This is a genomic window from Alteromonas sp. V450 (assembly GCF_001885075.1).
Taxonomy (GTDB): Bacteria; Pseudomonadota; Gammaproteobacteria; order Enterobacterales; family Alteromonadaceae; genus Alteromonas.
This window is the reverse complement of sequence record NZ_MODU01000004.1, coordinates 3339973-3357741: the sequence shown is the minus strand read 5'-3', so window position 1 is coordinate 3357741 and position 17769 is coordinate 3339973. Positions and strand designations below refer to the sequence as shown.

Sequence of the window (17769 nt, the reverse complement as noted above, 5' to 3'; positions counted from 1 at the left end):
AAAACATAAACCCTTGAATTAATTAACCTTTATACTTAGATCAAATCTTCCTATTGGAAGAAGTAAACGTTCTAATTTCGTATAAAAAAACCGTCAGATCACCTTGCAATTTAAACCTTTTCTTGCGTTGTACACATAAAACTGTGGATAACCTAATCAAATTTTACGCGTTATTCACAGACGATTTGTACGAAGACTACGTTATCGATTAAGCTATCGATAAGAAAAAGCAAAAATTGTTCACTTATTCATCCGAAAAACGAGAATATGCATTGACAGCACGCCCCGAGATCTCTAGAATTCAGCGTCCTTTTTCGATGGGCTTTTCTGGTGAAAACACCACATTGTTCTGGCAACAGCATAATGTGTTACCAAAAACGCCTATGTTTAACTAAATATAAGTGAGACTTTGGTCATGAAAAGAACATTTCAACCGAGCAATCTAAAGCGCAAGCGTTCTCACGGTTTTCGTGCTCGTATGGCGACTAAAAATGGTCGTAAAGTACTAGCAGCTCGCCGTGCAAAAGGCCGCGCTCGTCTTTCAGCTTAATTGAAAGACGCCAAAGTGGGCGAGAATAATTTTTCTAGGGAGTTACGTCTGTTAACTCCCTCCCACTTTACCTATGTGTTTGATAACGCAACTCCAGCTGTATCTCCCTCTTTTACCGTTCTAGCCAGAAAAAATACACTTTCAACTCCTCGTTTAGGCATTACGCTTGCGAAAAAACGTATCCGTAAAGCTCACGATAGAAATCGTTTGAAGCGATTAGTCAGAGAAAGTTTTAGGCATAAACAGCACAACTTACCCAATGTCGATATTATCGTTATTGGCAAGTCTGGCGCTGACAACCTTAGCAACCAAGAAGTTTTCACTACATTGGACAAGCTATGGAAAAAATTAAACAAGCGTTGCGGCAACTCTTAATTGTAGTGCCTTTGGCCATGATAAAATTTTATCAATGGTTCATTTCCCCTATGTTAGGGCAACGATGTCGTTTCCATCCTTCTTGTTCTTGGTATGCTATAGACGCATTAAAAACGCACGGATTAGTAAAAGGCGGTTGGTTATCTATTAAACGCATATTAAAATGCCACCCTTTGCATGCCGGCGGATATGATCCAGTGCCGGAAAAACAACAAGATAAACACTCAAAATAAAGAGACCTCTATGGAATCGCAACGTAGTTTTCTGATAATTGGCCTTGCGCTAGTTAGCTTTTTGCTTTGGCAATCATGGCAAAAAGATTATGGGCCACAGCCAGTTGTACCTGTTGAGCAACAACAAACGCAAGAGTCATCACAAGGCGTACCGTCATTTAGTGAGAATGGCAGCGAAGATGTACCAAGTAGTGATAGCGTTCCTGCTGCACAACCTATTGCAGCAGCGCAAAGCTCAAATCGCATTATTGAAGTAAAAACCGATACGCTAGATTTACGCATAGATTTGCTAGGCGGCGATGTAGTATCAGCAGACTTACTTAAGTTTCCAGTAGAACAAGGTTCTGACATCCCGTATAGCCTACTTCGCTCTGGCAACGGTCTTTATGTGGCGCAAAGTGGCCTTATCGGCGCTCAAGGTCCAGATGCCAGCAGCAGTGGCCGCCCGGTGTATAATGCGCAAAGCGAATTTTATGAAATGACTGGCGACACTCTTGTTATTCCTCTTACGTGGAAAAACAACCAAGGCTTGTCGATTACTAAAACTTTCACTTTCACAAAAGGCCAGTACGACGTAAACGTGAGCTATAGCGTGGAAAATGGTACCGGCAGCGCAGCAACGGTTCAGCCGTATGCACAGCTTAAACAAGTGATGGAGTTTGAAGACGACAGCAACATGTTTATGCCAACGTACCGTGGTGCTGCATATTCAACAGAAGATGACCGCTACCAGAAATACTCGTTTGACGAGATTGAAGATGACAACCTTCGCGAAACCACAAAAGCGGGTTGGGTTGGCATGCTTGAACATTACTTTGTATCAGCATGGGTACCTTCACAAGAGCAAACTAACACGCTTTATTCTCGTAACCTGAAAAATCAGTATGCGGTAATTGGTGTATTGTCTCCGTCTGAAAGCGTAGCGCCTGGTGAAACCAAAACCCTTGCGTCTACCCTTTATATGGGTCCTAAAGATCAAGAAAGCCTAGCGAAGATTGCGCGCGGATTAGACCTAACCGTTGATTACGGTATTCTTTTCTGGATTTCACAGCCGCTGTTCGCCCTTCTTACATTCCTTCATAGCCTGGTTAATAACTGGGGTGTAGCAATTATCCTAATTACTATTGTAGTGAAAGGCGCAATGTACTGGCTAACTAAGAAGCAATACGAGTCAATGGCACGTATGCGCAACTTAGCACCTAAGATGCAGCAGCTAAAAGACCGTTTTGGCGATGACAGGCAAAAAATGTCTCAGGCTATGATGGAGCTTTACCGCAAAGAGAAGGTAAACCCAATGGGTGGTTGCTTACCTCTTCTTCTGCAAATGCCAATCTTCCTCGCGCTTTATTGGGTGCTAATGGAAAGTGTTGAATTACGCCACGCAGACTTTGTGCTTTGGATCACTGACCTGTCTACAAAAGACCCATACTTTGTGCTGCCAATTCTAACTGGCGCTAGTATGTACCTATTGCAAAAACTTCAGCCAACCACCATTACTGATCCAATGCAGCAGAAAATCATGCAATGGATGCCGGTAGCAATGAGTGTATTCTTCCTGTGGTTCCCTGCAGGTCTGGTACTATACTGGCTAGTAAGTAACGTGATTACCTTGGTTCAAGCCAAAATGATTTATGCTTCAATGGAGAAGCGGGGCATCAGCAGTAAATAACACGCTGATCAATGAATTATACAGCCCGCCTACGCGGGCTGTTTTGTCTTAAGAGGAATAACCTGTGCCATCATTTGATATTGTTTCTGAAATCAACATGGAAGAAGTACGCAACGCCACTGAAAACGCAAGCCGTGAGCTATCAACGCGTTTCGACTTTCGCGGTATTGACGCGAGCTTTGAGTACAAAGATAAAACCGTGGTCATGAAAGCTGAAGCTGAATTCCAACTTCAGCAAATGGAAAGCATGTTTCGAACGGCGATGTCTAAACGTAACGTCGACACTTCATCTATGGATGTTAAACCCTACGATGCCCACGGTAAAACTTACCGTCAAACTATTACCTTTAAAGAAGGTATTGAGCAGCCGATGGCGAAGAAGATTGTGAAGCTGGTGAAAGACGCCAAAATCAAAGTGCAAACGGCTATTCAAGGCGAAGAACTTCGCGTAACAGGTAAAAAGCGTGATGATTTGCAGCAAGTGATTTCGCTGGTTAAAGAGTCGAACTTAGGCCAACCTTTCCAATTTAAGAACTTCCGCGACTAATTATGGAATCACTCACCCTTTCTACCGACACTATTACCGCACAAGCGACTGCGCCCGGTCGTGGCGGCGTAGGTATTGTACGTGTTTCAGGTCCTAAGGCTAAAGCCATCGCAGAGGCGTTAGTACCAAGCGCACTAACACCACGTCTTGCGACCTATACGCCGTTTGTTGATGCCAACAACAGCGTAATAGACCAGGGCATAGCACTGTTTTTTAAAGGGCCTAACTCATTTACCGGTGAAGATGTACTTGAACTGCAGGGCCATGGCGGTCAAGTTGTCATGGACATGCTGATTGATGCCGTGCTTGCAACAGGCCATGCTCGGCTTGCCAATCCTGGTGAATTCAGTGAACAAGCCTTTTTAAATGATAAGTTAGACCTTGCTCAAGCAGAGGCGATTGCCGACTTAATTGACGCTAGTTCTAAACAGGCAGCCAAAAGTGCGTTGCGCTCGCTACAGGGTGAGTTTTCTACACAAATTCAAACGCTATCTGACCAAATCGTGCACCTGCGTATGTACGTAGAAGCGGCCATCGATTTTCCTGAAGAAGAAATTGATTTCTTATCTGATGGGAAAGTATCAGGTGACTTAAGCGCAATCATGCAAAGCTTAACCAAAGTACGCGAACAGGCTAAACAAGGCACCTTGTTGCGCGAAGGTATGCAGGTGGTGATTGCGGGGAGACCTAACGCCGGTAAATCGAGCTTATTAAACGCCCTAGCAGGACGAGATAGCGCCATTGTTACTGATATCGCTGGTACCACGCGAGACGTGCTTAAAGAGCATATACACATTGATGGTATGCCGGTGCACATTATCGACACAGCAGGGCTTCGAGAAAGCCCAGATAAAGTAGAACAAATTGGTATTGAGCGCGCGTGGCAAGCTATCAATGAAGCTGACCACGTGTTATTTGTTGTGGACTCTACCGCAACCGCTGTTATCGACCCTTATGAAATATGGCCAGAATTTATGGCCCGATTGCCACAAGGCATCCCCGTTACCGTAGTTCGTAACAAGGCCGACCTTAGTACCTTAGATATTGGACAAAGCACGGTTGCCACCGAGCAAGGTGATATCTCAGTCATTAATCTATCAGCCAAAGAAGGTAGTGGCGTCGACACGCTAAAAGCACATCTGGCAAAAACCATGGGCTTTGACACTACAACGGAAGGTCAATTTATCGCGCGCAGAAGACACATAGACGCACTCGACCAAGCCTACAGTTATGTAAGCACCGGCGAACAACAGCTGCATGACGCCATGGCAGGTGAATTACTCGCTGAAGAATTGCGCTTGGCGCATCAGGCACTATGTGAGATAACCGGTGAATTCACGTCAGACGATCTACTTGGTAAGATTTTTTCATCGTTCTGTATCGGCAAATAGCGCAACCAATAAAGTTACAAGTAAGATGGTGAATAACGCAACAAATAAGCCGCACTTACGTTAAGACGACAATCGTAAATAGAGAAGCAACCCAATAATGAGCAAGCATTTTGAAATCATCGTTGGCACCATGTTAGGCGCCGCAGAATACGTGGCAGATGCCATTGCGGAAAAACTTGATGCGAGCGGGCACACCCACACTATTCACGCTGAACCTAACCTAGACGAGATAAAAACAGAGTCAACGTGGATAGTGTGTACGTCTACCCATGGTGCAGGCGAATTACCTGACAACATCCAGCCGTTCGCAAAACAGCTAGAGCGCGCAGATTTAAGCGCCGTAAAGGCCTATGTTATTGGGCTAGGTGACACCAGTTACGACACCTTTTGCTTCGGCGCAAAAGAAATGGAAAAGCATATTAAAAACGCAGGTGGCACGTTAATTACCGATGCGCTATACATTGATGTTCTTGAACACCCTATTCCTGAAGATGCAGCCGTGGAATGGTTTGACGAAAAGTTGGCCAATGCTTAACCAGTGCTTTCACGTGGAACCAATGCGATGAACAGCAACCTTACCCAAGCTGAACTGGCGGCATTGCAATCTCCCCTATCTAACGATTGCCGGGTGCTTTATTTACTTGGGCTTCGAACAGGTGCGAATTCAGCAACAACATCGTCAGCGCCTATTGATTATAAACAATTATTGAACTTGCTAAACGGCGACAGCAAAGACGAACCTTATCAGCGCGGTCGTCAAATCAATAGCTTGGTGAAGCAGCTTGAACAAGTAGGTTTGGTTGCTCTGCCTCTTGAACTTGATCTTGAGCACACTATAAACGGGAAAACCCTACTTCTTCCGCTTCTAAGCGAGCCACAGTCAGACTTCGAACAACTGCACGCCCGTCATAGCGCCATGACCCCTAACTGGACGCCCAATAAGGCATTGTTTGAAGAAATGGCTTCGCTACTTGGTATTATCGATAAAACGTTTGATGACAATGAGGTAGGAGAATTCATTGCCTATTGGTTGGGACGGCCAAGTTCAGTGTTTAGTGAGTTTCAATGGACACAAAAATTTGCCAACAATATCAAGCGCAAGCGTCTCGCTTCAGGCTACGCCCCAACAAAGGTGGTGGGAACGCAACAAGTGAAAGTTGCAGCCGGCATAGAAGCAGATGATAATGCGAGAAAGCTGGTGGAAAAGTATGCCGCAACTAAGAAGAGTTAATTCGTTATGGATCGTATAACCGACAAAATTGCTAATTTAGCGAGAGCGCTCAACAAAGACGTCGATCCGAATGGTGAGTACATCGACTATAAAACGCTGCGCAAGCAGTACGAGGCGAAAGCGAACGAAGAAGTATCACAACTACAGCAGCGCAGTAAAAAAGCCCGTGTAGAGGCCATTCATGGCCGTTCTGATCTCAATCCTAAATGGACCTTCGCCAACTTAGTTGAAGACAGTGACGATGTGATTGAAGCCGTATCTATTGCTCAGTCTTTCATTGCGGCCCATGACGATCCTGCGTGGCGTCAAAGCGGCTCGCATATGATGCTGTTTTACGGTGATTACGGGCGCGGTAAATCACATATTGCCGGTGCTATAGCCCATCAGCTTATAGAGCAATACGAAATTTCAGTGCTTTATCGTCAACTGTCTACACTGCTTGAAATGCGCAATTTCTCGTTTGATTTTGGCGCTTCAGACAATGCTGGACAGCGCTTCAGAGAGATCCATCAGGAATTGCTAGATGTTGATCTACTCATTCTCGATGAAGTATGTGTAAACGAAAGCGTGTTAAAGAAGAATGCCCAGAGCTGGTTCGGTAACCTGCTAAGACAACGCTTAGTAAACAAGAAAAACTGTATTTTGATCACCAATCACAATTTAGCCGAACTCGAAAATGCCCTTGGTCCCTATTGTTTTGAGTCGATTAAAGAGTACGACACCTATAAGGTTAGGTTTCAAGGCCCAAGCCGCCGCGAAGGCTTAACCATTGAACAAGAAGACATGCAGGGCTCTGTTGCACAGCCGCGCTATCAACCCAACCAGGTGCGCTAATAGCACCTGGTTCCCTCTGTCCTGTTATATTGCTCTTTCTCTACTAGGTTTCCGTTCCTTAATCCCCACTATCCTCGCTCGTTGTACTACAAGTCGGTAGATTAATACGTTTGCTGCTCTCGCGTTTTATGCTAAAACGATACTGGTTCAATGCATTGATACTCTCAACGCACACTCTCATTTACGCCTTAAACTCTTTTTACAGCCTCACTTCTTAGTGGCAAAAATGACGGTATTTTGTTCAGTCGCTATTTTCTCGGTTTAAAAAAATGAGGGAATTTGAAAAAAAAAGTTTTGTTGCACATAAAAAGTGAAGTTTTTTAATAGTGTTGAAAATTGCGATCAAACGATCTAATCACAGCTTTTGGAAAAGATCTCCTCCACAATGTGATCACGCTATAACGCACGTAACTACACGATCTTTTGATCACGATACATAAATAGCAAACATTTTATCCCCAGTTGGATCACATCTTGATCACCCCTGTGGATAGGATCCTACAAACCACTGTGCATAAGCTTTGATCGAAAAAAGAATAACTTTTCAAACGATTCGGGGTGTGGATAAAAAGGCCATTTATACACAAGTTTGAGATAGGGTTATGGATCGGGGTTTCCCAATGTTATTGATCGCGTAACTTGATGATCTTTATGTGCTTTGATCGGTTACCCACAGATCTTGATGATCCTAATAAAAGTAAAAATAAACAGATCTAAAAGAGATCTTTAGATCTTATAATCCGATCACACCTTTTCAAAAACAGGTTTTGAGGAAAATTTAATCATTTTCTTTATCCAATAAGTCAGATAAAATACGCGCCCTTTTTTCAGCAGTCTCTGCGTGAGAAAAATTAGTTTTTAATCGGCTTATCGTAAGTTAATAGTGAGGTTTAACCATGTTTTATGCTGAAGCATTTGATGTCATCGTTGTAGGTGGTGGACATGCAGGAACAGAAGCGGCACTTGCAGCTGCGCGCATGGGTGCAAATACGCTTTTACTTACTCACAATATTGAAACGATAGGCCAAATGTCGTGTAACCCTGCAATTGGCGGGATCGGTAAAGGTCACCTTGTAAAAGAAATTGATGCGTTAGGTGGTGCAATGGCACTGGCTATCGACAAAGGCGGTATTCAGTTTAGAACTTTAAACTCTTCTAAAGGCCCGGCGGTGCGTGCAACGCGTGCGCAAGCAGACCGTACGCTTTACAAAAATGCCATTCGCGACATTGTTGAAAATCAAGAAAACCTAACCTTGTTTCAACAAAGCGTTGATGATCTGATTGTTGAAAACGATCAAGTGTGCGGCGTTGTTACGCAAATGGGCTTAAAGTTTAAAGCCAAGTCAGTAGTTCTGACAGTAGGAACTTTCCTTGGCGGCACCATACACATTGGCCTTGAAAATTATCGTGGCGGTCGTGCGGGCGATCCACCGTCTATCGCACTTGCAGATAGACTACGTGCCCTTCCGTTTCGTGTTGACCGTTTAAAGACCGGGACACCGGCAAGACTTGATGCACGATCGTTAGATTTTTCTGTAATGCAGCCTCAGCCTGGTGACAATCCTACGCCGGTATTCTCGTTCATGGGTGATAGAAGTATGCACCCGACACAGATCCCGTGTTATATCACCCACACTAACGAAAAAACCCACGACATCATTCGCGGTGGGTTAGATCGCTCACCTATGTTTACCGGTGTTATCGAAGGTATTGGACCGCGCTATTGCCCAAGTATCGAAGATAAGATCACCCGTTTTGCAGACAAGACATCGCACCAAATTTTTGTTGAGCCAGAGGGTTTAAACAGCATTGAAGTTTATCCAAATGGTATTTCAACCAGTTTACCATTTGACGTACAGATGAACCTTGTCCGCTCGATCAAAGGTTTTGAAAATGCGCACATTGTTCGCCCGGGTTATGCGATTGAATATGATTTCTTTGATCCACGCGATCTGAAACAAACGCTGGAAACCAAGTTTATTCGAGGTTTGTTCTTTGCTGGCCAAATTAACGGTACCACTGGCTATGAAGAAGCGGGTGCGCAAGGGTTAGTAGCAGGCGCAAACGCAGCGCTACAAGTTCAAGAAAAAGACCCGATGATTTTACGCCGTGATCAGGCATACATGGGCGTGCTTATCGACGACTTAGCCACCATGGGTACGAAAGAACCGTACCGCATGTTCACTAGCCGTGCTGAATACAGACTTCTGCTTCGCGAAGACAATGCCGATAGCCGTCTAACTGCAATGGGCCGAGAGATTGGTCTTGTTGATGATGCGCGCTGGGCGAAGTTTAACGACAAGATGGAAGCGGTAGAAAGTGAACTACAGCGTTTACGCGGTCAGTGGATCCACCCTGATCACGCGGCAACGCCAGAACTCAATACCATGCTTAAAAATCCGGTGAGTCGTGAACATTCTCTTGAAGAGCTGATCCGCCGACCTGAAATGACCTACAGCCAGTTAATGGAAATTGAAAGTGTTGGCCCAGGTCTTGAAGATCCGATCGCCGCGGAGCAAGTGGAAATTCAAATTAAGTACGCTGGCTACATTGCCCGACAAATGGATGAGATCGCGAAAACGCAGCGACACGAAAACACATTGTTGCCGGTTGATATGGATTTCAGCAAAATTTCTGGCTTGTCGAACGAGGTTGTAGCCAAGTTAACTGAAGCCAGACCGGAAACTATCGGTAAAGCATCGCGTATTTCGGGCATTACCCCGGCGGCCATTTCATTACTGCTGGTTTACCTTAAAAAACACGGCATGTTGCGCAAGCAAGAGAAAATTAGTGCGTAAAACACGCGCTTAACTCAACACATTACGCGCAGCGCTTAGTTTTTCTTATTTATTCGCGTATTATGATAATCATAATTGCCTAAATTGTGCGAAAACTAGAAAAACTCGGCGCTTTTCACACCGTCCTATTACACCAAATTACATTCGTTGCGCAGCGTTGGTAAATTGCTGCGTTGATTAATTCAGGTGCTTTCTTCAAGCGCATTTTTATCTAGCATGAAGAACTGCATTAAGAAACGGCTGTAAATGAGCGGCAAATAACGATTTGCTGCGTGTGTTTATGGTGAGGATTGTGTAAAGCAAAAACATTAACGCGAACAGACAGATTTTTCGATGACGATACAGCAAGAATTGCACACCATTTTGGTGTCTGGACTCGATGCCCTTTCACTAGACTTAACTGATAAGCAACAGCAGCAGTTAGTTGATTATGTGCTGCTTATGGACAAATGGAATAAGGCGTATAACCTGACTTCTGTGCGCGACCCTAAACAAATGATGGTGAAACACATTCTAGACTCGCTGGCCATTGTGCCCTTTCTTGATGGTGACAATATCATTGATGTTGGTACGGGCCCTGGCCTTCCTGGTATGCCATTAGCTATCACATTTCCGGATAAATCTTTTACACTGCTTGACTCTTTAGGCAAGCGTGTACGATTTATGACCCAATGTGTGCATACCCTTGGATTAACTAACGTAACCCCTGTACAAAGCCGCGTTGAGGAGCACAATGGCGATACGCCATACGATATTGTGTTAAGCCGAGCGTTCGCATCGCTAAAAGATATGTTGCACTGGTGTCAGCATCTGGTAGATTCAGAAGGTCAGTTTTTGGCGCTTAAAGGTCAGTTTCCACAAGATGAGATAGACGAAGTGAGTGATCACTTTCATGTGAGCAAAACGGAAAACCTCACTGTGCCAAATTTGGTAGGCGAACGACATCTGGTTTGGCTAAAAAAGAAATAGCCAAAAAATAGAAATAGACGAGAACAGGATCTAACGTGGCTAAGGTAATCGCAATCGCGAATCAAAAAGGTGGTGTTGGAAAGACAACCACCGCAGTTAACGTGGCAGCGTCAATGGCAGCAACTAAACGCAAAGTGTTGCTGATTGATCTTGATCCACAAGGTAATGCGACCATGGGAAGCGGCGTCGATAAATACGATGTTGAGTCCACGGCATTTGAATTGTTGATTGAAGAAAAGCCAATTAACGACGTTATCGTTAAAGCGACAAGTGGCAAGTATGACCTCATCGCGGCGAACGGTGACGTAACCGCGGCAGAAATTAAGCTGATGGAAATGTTTGCCCGTGAAGTAAGGCTTCGCAACGCGCTGAAGCCCGTTATGGATTACTACGATTTTGTATTTATCGACTGCCCGCCTTCACTCAACCAGTTAACCGTCAACGCCTTAGCAGCTGCTGATTCGGTAATGGTGCCTATGCAGTGCGAATACTACGCGCTAGAAGGTCTTACAGCGCTTATGGATACCATTCAAAAATTGGCATCCGTAGTGAATCCAGAATTGAAGATTGAAGGCGTATTGCGTACTATGTACGACCCGCGCAATCGCCTTGCTAACGACGTTTCAGAACAGTTGAAGCGCCATTTTGGTGAACAGGTTTATCGCACGGTTATTCCGCGCAATGTTCGTCTAGCTGAAGCGCCAAGCTTCGGTACGCCAGCGATGTACTATGATAAGTCATCGACAGGCGCTAAAGCCTACTTGGCACTGGCGGGTGAAATACTGCGTCGTAGGGACAAAATAACGCCTGCGCAGGCAAAAGCAAGTTAAACGACAATAAGCTGAAGACTATCAGCACATGCCATAGAGGACACTATGTCAGCACGTAAAAGAGGCCTTGGCCGCGGTTTAGATGCGCTACTCGCAACCAGCCAATCATCTGCTCAAAAAGAACAAGATGCCGCCGAGGTAAATTCAACCAACGGTGAGTTAAGCAAACTCCCTATTGAATACTTAGTGCCGGGCAAGTATCAGCCTCGTAAAGATATGTCGCCTGAAGCATTAGAAGAATTAGCGTCATCCATTCGTGCACAAGGTATTATTCAGCCTATTGTGGTAAGAAAAGTTGATGAGCATCGCTATGAAATCATTGCCGGTGAACGTCGCTGGCGTGCTTCACAGTTGGCACAGCTAGATGAAGTGCCTTGCTTGGTTAAAAACGTGCCCGATGAAGCGGCAGTGGCCATTGCGCTCATCGAAAATATCCAGCGTGAAGATTTAAATGCTATGGAAGAGGCGCAAGCTCTCGACCGTTTAATGAACGAGTTCGCGCTTACTCATCAAGAAGTGGCGGAAGCGGTGGGCAAATCACGCACCACGGTGACAAATTTACTTCGCCTGAACAATTTGAACGACGATGTGAAGTTGTTAGTCGAGCATGGCGACATTGAAATGGGCCATGCCAGAGCACTGTTAGCGCTAGAAGGTGAAACCCAGTCGGAAACTGCGCAAGTAGTATCGGGCAAAGGTCTTACCGTGCGTGATACAGAAAAGCTTGTTAAAAAGCTTTTGGAGCCAGCTAAACCTAAGCCTGAGAAGAAAGTTGATCCCGATGTGCAAAACCTTATGACACGACTTTCAGAAAATTTGGGTACTCCTGTGAGCATTGACCATAATGCGAAAGGTAAAGGCAAGCTGACGATTAGCTTTAGTGACCTTGAACAATTAGACGGAATTATCTCTAAAATTCAATAGGTTGAAATAATAATAATAGAGATAATTTCTTTGCCTACCCGCAATTGATGCGTCGTCCGTAGCAAACATCGGACACTCTCCTTTCCGGTTATAGCAATAGAATATTTTCATAATAACTTTCAAAATGCGTTGTACTGTTGAAAATTATCGGTAAAACAGTATACTTCTGACGCTTTTTGTAAGACGTGAACAAGCTGCGAGAAAAAGTGACGAATAGGCTAGCAAAACGAGGTGTAGACCTCGCTAAAAAAGGGCTACTTTTTCAGGTTATTACTGCTCTAGTCGTTACTGTAATCGCTTTCGCTGCAGCGGGCAGTCATTCTGCCATGTCGGCAGCGGCAGGTGCTCTAATCAGTATTCTGCCCAATAGCGTTTTTACGGCTTTCGCGTTTCGTTACGCAGGTGCCAGTAAAAACGAGCTTGTTGCACGAAGCTTTAGCCAAGGTTCAAAATTGAAGCTGGCACTGACAATCATTTTATTTGTAATTGCTTTTAAGGGCTTAAATGCCTCGCCATTAGAAATTTTCATGGCATTTGTGATTACAACCGCTAGCCACGGGCTAGCCATGTTTCACTACGGTACGAAAGAATAAAGACAACGCAAGGCGTTGCGATAACGAAAATAACGTAATCAACCGATTGAGACAAAAGAACCAGTCACCAAATTTTTACACTTTACAACTTGGGTTAAACAATGGCATCTGAATACACTACCTCAGAATACATCAAGCACCACTTGACCAATGCCACCATGTGCTCAACTGACAACGGAATTGCTTTTAACAAAGCGTGTTCTGACGCTGGTTTTTGGGCATGGCATGTTGATACACTGGCATGGTCTATCGGTCTTGGTCTTCTTTTCCTAATTATCTTTAGAAGCGTTGCTTCAAAAGCGACAACAGGCGTACCTGGCAAAATGCAGGCGTTTGTTGAGCTTGTTGTTGAGTTTGTTGACGACAACGTTAAAAGCACTTTCCACGGCAAGAGCGCACTTATTGCGCCATTAGCGCTAACTATCTTTGTATGGGTATTGCTAATGAACCTTATGGACTTGGTGCCAGTTGATCTTATTCCATGGGTATCTGGTCTTATCGGCCAAGCGGCTTTTGGCATGGATCCACACGACGTTTACAACAAGGCAGTGCCAACCACTGACCTTAACCTAACGTTCGCACTGGCTTCAGGCGTGTTTATTCTTATTCTTTTCTATTCAATCAAGATGAAAGGCATTGGCGGTTTTGCAAAAGAACTTACTATGCAGCCTTTCGGTCACCCTATCTTTATTCCGGTGAACTTCATTCTTGAAACGGTTACTTTGCTTGCGCGTCCGCTTTCACTAGCACTGCGTTTGTTCGGTAACTTGTATGCCAGTGAGCTAATCTTCATTTTGATTGCTACAATTGGCTATTTCCAGCTTCCACTGCACTTCATGTGGGCTGTGTTCCATATTCTGGTACTTCCGCTTCAAGCGTTTATTTTCATGATGCTTACCATCGTGTACTTAAGCCTGGCGTGTGAAGACCACTAAGCATTAACGGGTGTCGGTTTTAATTTTTAATCGACACCGTTTTTACAGAGTTTGACTTTTAAACATTAACTTTAAATTTAACTTAAATCGGAGACGTAAATGTTATACATCGCTGTTGCACTACTGATTGGTCTTGGTGCCCTAGGTACCGCTATTGGTTTCGGTCTACTAGGTGGTAAATTCCTTGAATCTGCTGCTCGTCAACCTGAACTAGCACCTCAACTACAAGTTAAGATGTTCATCGTAGCGGGTCTTATCGACGCCATCGCGATGATCGGTGTTGGTATCGCTCTATACCTATTGTTCGCTGTTGGTGCCTAATTCTACTAAACACTTTTTTAGCGAACTTTAAGAGGAGGGGCGATTGTGAATTTTAACGCCACTTTTATTGGTCAATTAATCGCCTTCGCTGTGTTCGTGGTGTTCTGCATGAAATATGTATGGCCTCCACTAATGGCAGCGATTGAAGAACGTCAGAAGAAGATTGCCGATGGGCTTGAAGCTTCTGAGCGTGCAGAGAAAGACCTAGAGCTTGCTCAAGCGAAAGCTACTGAGCAATTGAAAGATGCGAAAGCGCAAGCAGCTGAAATTATCGAGCAGGCTAAAAAGCGTGCCAACCAATTGGTTGACGAAGAAACGCAAAAAGGCCATGCGGAACGCGAGAAAATTATCGCTTCTGGTTATGCCGAGATTGAAGCTGAACGCAATCGTGCCAAAGAAGATTTGCGCAAGCAGGTTTCTGCACTTGCAGTAGCTGGCGCACAGCAAATCTTACAACGTGAAATCGATGCAAACGCACAAAACGACATTGTTGAAAAACTTGTCGCTGAGCTTTAATAGGGAGATGAGCCATGTCTGAATTGACAACCGTTGCTCGTCCTTATGCTAAAGCTGCTTTCGATTTTGCTGTCGAGAAAGATGCCGTTGCAAAATGGCAAGAAATGCTGGCCTTTGCGGGCGAAGTAGCAGCGAATGATGACATGCACCAGCTTTTGACTGGTGCAGTTGCCGCTGACACGCTTGCGGACATTTTTAACAATGTTTGCGGTGAGCAACTCGACGAACACGGCCAAAATCTGGTTAAGGTTTTGGCTGAGAATAAACGTTTAGCCGCGTTGCCTGAAATTTCTACTTTGTTTGATGCGTTTAAAGCAGATTACGACAAAGAAATAGAAGTGGACGTAACCTCAGCATCTACGCTGACTGATGCACAACAAAATGAGTTGGTTGCATCTTTGGAAAAACGTTTGGCACGTAAAGTGAAGCTTAATTGTAACGTGGACCCTGCCCTGATCGCTGGAATGGTAATTAATGCCGGCGATACAGTTATTGATGGTTCCGTAAAGTCGAAATTGAACCGTCTAGCAGACGCGTTGCAAGCATAACGGGGATAAGAGCATGCAACTTAATTCCACTGAAATTGCTGAACTGATCAAGAAAAGAATTGAACAGTTCAATGTAAGCAGTGAAGCACGTAATGAAGGTACTATCGTCGCAGTAACAGACGGTATTATCCGCATTCACGGCCTTGCAGATGTAATGCAAGGTGAAATGATCGAGCTTCCTGGAAGCCGTTACGCAATTGCACTAAACCTTGAGCGAGACTCTGTAGGTGCAGTTGTTATGGGTCCTTATGCGGACCTTAAAGAGGGCGATAAAGTACAATCTACTGGTCGTATTCTTGAAGTACCAGTAGGTAATGCACTACTAGGTCGTGTTGTTAACACACTAGGTGAGCCTATCGATGGTAAAGGCGCAATCGACGCTGCTGGTTTTGAGCCAGTTGAAAAAATTGCACCTGGCGTAATCGAGCGTCAATCGGTAGACCAACCAGTACAAACTGGTTATAAGTCAGTTGACGCCATGATCCCAGTAGGTCGTGGTCAGCGTGAGCTTATCATCGGTGACCGTCAGTGCGGTAAAACAGCAATGGCTGTTGACGCTATCATCAACCAAAAAGGTACAGGCATTAAATGTGTGTACGTAGCGGTTGGTCAGAAAGCATCTACTATCGCTAACGTAGTACGTAAACTAGAAGAGCACGGTGCACTTGACCACACTATCGTGGTTGCAGCATCTGCATCTGAGTCTGCTGCGCTTCAATATCTAGCGCCTTACTCTGGTTGTACTATGGGTGAATTCTTCCGCGACCGCGGTGAAGACGCGCTAATCGTATACGATGATTTGTCTAAGCAAGCTGTTGCTTATCGTCAAATTTCACTACTACTTAAGCGTCCACCAGGCCGTGAAGCTTACCCAGGTGACGTATTCTACCTTCACTCACGTCTACTAGAACGTGCTGCACGTGTAAACGAGCAATACGTTGAGCGTTACACAAACGGCGAAGTGAAAGGTAAGACAGGTTCATTGACTGCGCTTCCTATTATTGAAACGCAAGCTGGTGACGTATCTGCATTCGTACCAACTAACGTAATCTCAATTACCGACGGTCAGATCTTCCTAGAAACTGACTTGTTTAACGCAGGTATCCGTCCAGCGGTTAACGCTGGTATCTCGGTATCTCGTGTTGGTGGTGCTGCACAGACTAAAATCATCAAGAAGTTGGGTGGCGGTATTCGTCTAGCCCTAGCTCAGTATCGTGAACTTGCGGCGTTCTCGCAGTTTGCTTCTGACCTTGATGACGCAACTCGTGAGCAACTTGAGCACGGTGAGCGCGTAACTGAGCTTATGAAGCAGAAGCAGTACGCACCACTTTCAATTGCTGATATGGGTGTATCTCTGTTCGCGGTAGAAAAAGGTTTCCTTAAGGGTATCGAGCTTAACAAAATCCTAGATTTTGAAGCCGCTCTTCACTCTTACATGAACAGCGAACACGCTGACCTTATGAAGACTATCAACGAATCAGGTAACTACAACGACGAGATTGCCTCTAAGTTGAACGACGCTTTAACAACGTTTAAAGCGACACAAACTTGGTAATCAATGGTGCTGGTGTTTAACCACCAGCGCAATTCGTTGAGTAATCGGAGAGATAGTCATGGCCAGCGGTAAAGAAATAAAAGGTAAGATTGGGAGTATCAAAAATACTCAGAAGATTACCAGTGCGATGGAAATGGTTGCTGCGTCTAAAATGAAAAAGGCGCAGGAACGCATGGCTTCTGGCCGTCCATATGCACAAAATATGCTTAAAGTGATTGGTCACATTGCAAACGGTAACCTTGAATATCGCCATCCTTATTTGGAAGAGCGTGAAGTCAAGCGCGTCGGTTACATTGTGATTTCCACTGACCGAGGCTTATGTGGTGGCTTGAACACCAATGAATTTAAGCTCGTCACTCAAGACGTCAAAAAATGGCGTGAACAGGGTGTAGAAGTGGATTTCGCTGCATTAGGTTCTAAAGCGTGCAGTTTCTTCAACCGCTTTGGTGGCAAGTTGCTTGCTGCTGAATCTGGTTTAGGTGACAAGCCGTCTGTGAGCGATGTAGTGGGTGTTGTACGCGTTATGCTTAAAGCGTACGACGAAGGACAAATTGACCGAGTATTCTTGGTATTCAATGACTTCGTTAACACCATGACACAGAAACCTGTGATCAATCAGTTATTGCCTTTGCCAAAGTCAGAAGACGAAGAATATCAACATCGTTGGGACTACATCTACGAGCCAGATCCAAAAGAAATTTTGGAAGCACTAATGGTTCGTTACATTGAGTCTCAGGTGTATCAGGGTGTTGTAGAAAACGCGGCGTCAGAACAAGCTGCGCGAATGGTTGCCATGAAGGCAGCAACCGACAACGCCGGTAACCTCATTGATGAGTTACAACTGGTATATAACAAAGCGCGTCAGGCTGCAATCACACAAGAAATCAGTGAGATTGTGAGCGGTGCCGCAGCGGTGTAGGCAAAGGTTTAAAAGAGATAACGAGGACAAA

At 44.8% G+C, this 17769-nt stretch carries 20 protein-coding genes; all 20 read left to right on the top strand.

Annotated features, from left to right (window positions below):
* Positions 1-415: 415 nt before the first annotated feature.
* The 20 genes from rpmH to atpG all read left to right on the top strand — a co-directional run bounded on the left by rpmH (position 416) and on the right by atpG (position 17738).
* Positions 416-550, top strand: coding sequence for a 50S ribosomal protein L34 (rpmH, locus tag BK026_RS14750; RefSeq protein WP_014290886.1), 135 nt, complete (start codon positions 416-418; stop codon positions 548-550).
* 15 nt (positions 551-565) lie between these two features.
* The gene (gene rnpA / locus BK026_RS14745; RefSeq protein ID WP_071817692.1) at positions 566-925 is read left to right on the top strand and encodes a ribonuclease P protein component; all 360 of its coding nucleotides are present in this window, start codon (positions 566-568) and stop codon (positions 923-925) included.
* Positions 910-1158: a membrane protein insertion efficiency factor YidD gene (gene yidD / locus BK026_RS14740; protein ID WP_083575176.1), complete on the top strand. Its 249-nt coding sequence runs from the start codon at positions 910-912 to the stop codon at positions 1156-1158. The genes rnpA and yidD overlap by 16 nt, the downstream gene beginning before the upstream one ends.
* A 10-nt stretch (positions 1159-1168) precedes the next feature.
* Entirely contained in the window at positions 1169-2827 is a 1659-nt protein-coding gene (gene yidC / locus BK026_RS14735) for a membrane protein insertase YidC (RefSeq protein ID WP_071816527.1), read from the top strand.
* A 64-nt stretch (positions 2828-2891) separates the two neighbouring features.
* Positions 2892-3374: a YajQ family cyclic di-GMP-binding protein gene (locus BK026_RS14730; protein ID WP_039228889.1), complete on the top strand. Its 483-nt coding sequence runs from the start codon at positions 2892-2894 to the stop codon at positions 3372-3374.
* 2 nt (positions 3375-3376) lie between these two features.
* Positions 3377-4765 carry a tRNA uridine-5-carboxymethylaminomethyl(34) synthesis GTPase MnmE gene (gene mnmE, locus BK026_RS14725; protein ID WP_071816526.1) on the top strand — a complete coding sequence of 463 codons (1389 nt, stop codon included), beginning with the start codon at positions 3377-3379 and terminating at the stop codon, positions 4763-4765.
* A gap of 97 nt (positions 4766-4862) precedes the next feature.
* Positions 4863-5300 carry an FMN-binding protein MioC gene (gene mioC / locus BK026_RS14720; protein WP_071816525.1) on the top strand — a complete coding sequence of 146 codons (438 nt, stop codon included), beginning with the start codon at positions 4863-4865 and terminating at the stop codon, positions 5298-5300.
* A 27-nt stretch (positions 5301-5327) separates the two neighbouring features.
* Positions 5328-5996, top strand: a complete 669-nt coding sequence (locus BK026_RS14715) for a DnaT-like ssDNA-binding domain-containing protein (protein WP_071816524.1) — start codon at positions 5328-5330, stop codon at positions 5994-5996.
* 6 nt (positions 5997-6002) lie between these two features.
* Entirely contained in the window at positions 6003-6830 is an 828-nt protein-coding gene (locus BK026_RS14710; RefSeq protein WP_071816523.1) for an ATP-binding protein, read from the top strand.
* Between the two features lie 896 nt (positions 6831-7726).
* Complete coding sequence (mnmG, locus tag BK026_RS14705; protein WP_071816522.1) at positions 7727-9628, top strand: tRNA uridine-5-carboxymethylaminomethyl(34) synthesis enzyme MnmG; 1902 nt, start codon at positions 7727-7729, stop codon at positions 9626-9628.
* A gap of 333 nt (positions 9629-9961) precedes the next feature.
* Positions 9962-10597, top strand: a complete 636-nt coding sequence (rsmG, locus tag BK026_RS14700) for a 16S rRNA (guanine(527)-N(7))-methyltransferase RsmG (RefSeq protein WP_071816521.1) — start codon at positions 9962-9964, stop codon at positions 10595-10597.
* 35 nt (positions 10598-10632) lie between these two features.
* Positions 10633-11427, top strand: coding sequence for a ParA family protein (locus tag BK026_RS14695; protein ID WP_071816520.1), 795 nt, complete (start codon positions 10633-10635; stop codon positions 11425-11427).
* A 45-nt stretch (positions 11428-11472) separates the two neighbouring features.
* On the top strand, positions 11473-12351 hold the full coding sequence (locus BK026_RS14690) for a ParB/RepB/Spo0J family partition protein (RefSeq protein ID WP_015000147.1): 879 nt from the start codon (positions 11473-11475) through the stop codon (positions 12349-12351).
* 206 nt (positions 12352-12557) lie between these two features.
* Entirely contained in the window at positions 12558-12944 is a 387-nt protein-coding gene (locus BK026_RS14685) for an ATP synthase subunit I (RefSeq protein WP_083575175.1), read from the top strand.
* A gap of 101 nt (positions 12945-13045) precedes the next feature.
* Positions 13046-13879 carry a F0F1 ATP synthase subunit A gene (gene atpB, locus BK026_RS14680; RefSeq protein ID WP_012520223.1) on the top strand — a complete coding sequence of 278 codons (834 nt, stop codon included), beginning with the start codon at positions 13046-13048 and terminating at the stop codon, positions 13877-13879.
* 99 nt (positions 13880-13978) lie between these two features.
* Positions 13979-14200, top strand: a complete 222-nt coding sequence (gene atpE / locus BK026_RS14675) for a F0F1 ATP synthase subunit C (protein ID WP_012520222.1) — start codon at positions 13979-13981, stop codon at positions 14198-14200.
* A 45-nt stretch (positions 14201-14245) separates the two neighbouring features.
* The gene (gene atpF, locus BK026_RS14670) at positions 14246-14716 is read left to right on the top strand and encodes a F0F1 ATP synthase subunit B (protein WP_014951452.1); all 471 of its coding nucleotides are present in this window, start codon (positions 14246-14248) and stop codon (positions 14714-14716) included.
* A 14-nt stretch (positions 14717-14730) separates the two neighbouring features.
* Positions 14731-15264 (top strand): F0F1 ATP synthase subunit delta, encoded by a 534-nt coding sequence (atpH, locus tag BK026_RS14665; protein WP_071816519.1) that lies wholly within the window; start codon positions 14731-14733, stop codon positions 15262-15264.
* Positions 15265-15277: 13 nt separating this feature from the next.
* Positions 15278-16819 (top strand): F0F1 ATP synthase subunit alpha, encoded by a 1542-nt coding sequence (atpA, locus tag BK026_RS14660; protein WP_039221264.1) that lies wholly within the window; start codon positions 15278-15280, stop codon positions 16817-16819.
* Positions 16820-16877: 58 nt separating this feature from the next.
* Positions 16878-17738: a F0F1 ATP synthase subunit gamma gene (gene atpG, locus BK026_RS14655; protein WP_012520217.1), complete on the top strand. Its 861-nt coding sequence runs from the start codon at positions 16878-16880 to the stop codon at positions 17736-17738.
* Positions 17739-17769 lie beyond the last annotated feature (31 nt).